Here is a 2,959-nt window from a genome sequence, read left to right as displayed (position 1 = left end):
GGGGCCGAAAAGCCGATCCCCGGCCTGTATGCGGCGGGCGAAGCGGCCGGCTTCGGCGGCGGCGGGATGAACGGCCTGCGCGGGCTGGAAGGCACCTTCCTCGGCGGCTGCATCTACAGCGCGCGGCGGGCGGCGAAATCGATTGCGGGATAATTTTTCAAGGAGACAAGGCATGAAGAAAACCGCGGCATGGCTGGCCGTTTACGCGATGGAGCAGCTCGGCATCCGCTTCACCTTCGGCATTCCGGGCGTGCACAACACCGAGCTGTACGACGAACTGAACAATTCGGAAGCGGTCACGCCGATCCTGGTCACGCATGAGGGCGGCGCGGCCTTCATGGCCGATGGCGTAAGCCGGGCGGCCGGCGACACGATCGGCGCGCTGGCGATCGTGCCGGCAGCCGGCTTGACCCATGCCGCCAGCGGCATCGGCGAAGCGCTGCTGGACGGCATTCCGATGCTGATCTTTTCCGGCGGCATACGCACCGATACCGGCAAGCGCTACCAGCTGCACGACATCGACCAGATGGCGCTGGCCAAGCCGCTGACCAAGGCGGCATTCCGGGTGCTGCGCCACGAGGACGTCGTGCCGACCATCTTCGAGGCCTACCGCATCGCCACCGGCGGCGAGCCAGGGCCGGTGCTGATCGAGATTCCCGTCAACCTGCAACTGTTCCCCGGCGAAGTCGGGGAGCTGCCGAAGTGGAGCGTGCCCGCCGCGGCACAGGAGCCGGACCGCTCGCTGATCCGGCAGGCCGCCGACCTGCTGCTGGGGGCGAAACAGCCGGGCCTGTTCGTCGGCTGGGGCGCGCGCGCGGCGACCGACGAGCTGGTCGCCATCGCCGAGCTGTTGCAGGCGCCGGTCAGCACCACGCTGCAGGGCTTGTCGACTTTCCCGGGCGACCATCCGCTGCATGCCGGCTTCGGCTTCAGCCCGTCGGCGGTGCCGGCGGCGCGCCATGCGTTCGCCGGCTGCGACGCGATGCTCGCGGTCGGCGCCCGTTTCGGCGAGATCCCGACCGGCAGCTTCAGCGCGGCCGTGCCGGACAAGCTGGTCCACATCGATATCAACCCGCAGGTATTCGATGCCAATTACCCGGGGCGCATCAACATCGCCGGCGACGCCAAGACCATGCTGGCGGCCTTGCTGGCGGAGCTGCGCGCGCGCGGCCCGCGCGCCGTCAACAATGCGCTGCGCGAGCAGATCGCGCGGGACAAGCGCGCCTACCGCGAGGAATGGTATGCGCACGACAGCAAGGGGCGCGTGAATCCGGCGCGGTTCTTCGACGAGCTGCGGCGCCAGATGCCGGACGATGCGGTGACCGTGCTGGACGACGGCAATCACACCTTCCTGACGGCGGAGCTGTTCACCCTGCGGCGCGGCGGCAGGCTGCTGACGCCGACCGATTTCAACGCGATGGGCTATGCGGTGCCGGCGGCGATCGGCGCCAAGCTGGCCCAGCCCGACCTGGAAGTGTTCGCGATCGTCGGCGACGGCTGTTTCATGATGACCTGCATGGAGATCGTCACGGCGGCGGCCAACCGCCTCGGCGTGATCTATTTCGTGTTTCACGACGGCGAACTGTCGCAAATCGCTCAAGCCCAGCAGATTCCGTACAACCGCAAGCCGTGCACCGTGCTGGCCGGGCCGAATATCGAAGGCATCGCGCTGGCCACCGGCGCCGCCTATGTCCCGATGCAGAGCGGGGAGCGGATAGCCGAGGCGATCGCGCAAGCCAGGCGCGCGGCAAGCGGCGGGCGGCCGGTGATTGTCGACGTCGCGATCGATTACTCGAAGCGCACGGCGTTTACCAGCGGCACGGCGAAATCGACCTTCAAGCGTTTCCCGTTATCGCAAAGAGTCCGCTTCGCCGGGCGGGCGCTGATGCGCAAGGTGACCGGCTGAGCGGGTTTGCCGGGGGCGGGGGATTTCTTAAGCCGGTTTTAAGTCTGCCTCCTTAATATCGACGATGGATATCGATTGACAGGAGCGATCATGAATACGCAGGAAAAGCAGTTACTGGAAAATTTTCTGTCGCAGCTTGTGCAGGCGCGCGTGGAGGCAAAAGACCCGCAGGCCGCGGCATTGATCGGCGACGCCATCGCGAAACAGCCGGATGCGGCCTATCTGCTGGTGCAGCGCGCCTTGCTGCTGGATCAGGCGCTGGCATCGGCAAAGGCGCACATCGCATCGCTGGAGAATGAATTGCAGGCATTGCGCTCATCCGGTTCGGCAGGCTTTCTGGATTCCGCCAATGCGTGGGGTAACAGCGCGGCCTCCCGCGCCACGGCGGTGCCCGCGCCTGCCGCAACGCAGACGCCGTCCGCGCAGTCTCCCGCCATGCCGCGCCCGGGCTTTCTCGGCGGGCTGGGCGGAACGCTCGGCAGCATCGCCACCACGGCGGCAGGCGTTGCCGGCGGCGCGCTCCTGTTCCAAGGAATAGAAAGCCTGTTCCACCATAACGGCGGCAGCGGGTTCCTTGCGCAGCAGGGATGGGCCCCGGCGTCCGGCGAAACGACCGTCATCAACAACTATTACGATCGGGAAGTTCCTCCTGCCGATCCGGGCAACGCGGCGGCGGACAGCAACTTCCTGGATGCCGACTGGAGCGGTCCGAGCGCCGCGGACGACGATTCCTCGTTCATATAGCACCGGGCTGCGGGCTGCCTGCCATGCCCCCGTCAGCGGGGGCGCTTGCGCTGGAAGACCAGCGGGCTGTAGGGCACGGCCGACGGCGGCGGAGAGTTCAGAATGCCCGGCTTGATTGCGCCGATGACGTGCATTTCGCATGGCTTGCAATCGAAACGCAGCGTGTAGCGCTCGTCGCCGCTGACCAGCGTCATCGGTTCGGCGCGCACCTGGCCCTGGACGCCTTGCACGCCCTTGGCCTGCTTGGGGCAAAGATTGAACGAGAAACGCAGGCAGTGCTTGGTGATCATCAACGACACCTCGCCCGCT

The 2,959-nt window shown here is 66.8% G+C and carries 2 protein-coding genes and 1 pseudogene; 2 read left to right on the top strand and 1 reads right to left on the bottom strand.

Going from position 1 to position 2,959, the window contains the following annotated elements:
• Window positions 1-172: 172 nt before the first annotated feature.
• Complete coding sequence (locus A6M56_RS18750) at window positions 173-1,906, top strand: thiamine pyrophosphate-binding protein (RefSeq protein WP_286758316.1); 1,734 nt, start codon at window positions 173-175, stop codon at window positions 1,904-1,906.
• 90 nt (window positions 1,907-1,996) lie between these two features.
• Window positions 1,997-2,650 carry a DUF2076 domain-containing protein gene (locus A6M56_RS18745; RefSeq protein WP_286758315.1) on the top strand — a complete coding sequence of 218 codons (654 nt, stop codon included), beginning with the start codon at window positions 1,997-1,999 and terminating at the stop codon, window positions 2,648-2,650.
• 32 nt (window positions 2,651-2,682) lie between these two features.
• Here the strand turns inward: A6M56_RS18745 and A6M56_RS18740 are convergent.
• Window positions 2,683-2,959: pseudogene (locus A6M56_RS18740) on the bottom strand (collagenase-like protease); the annotation flags it as partial.

This window comes from Ralstonia sp. RL (assembly GCF_001683835.1).
GTDB classification, from domain to species: Bacteria; Pseudomonadota; Gammaproteobacteria; order Burkholderiales; family Burkholderiaceae; genus Ralstonia; species Ralstonia mannitolilytica.
This window is presented reverse-complemented; position numbering and strand designations above follow the sequence as displayed.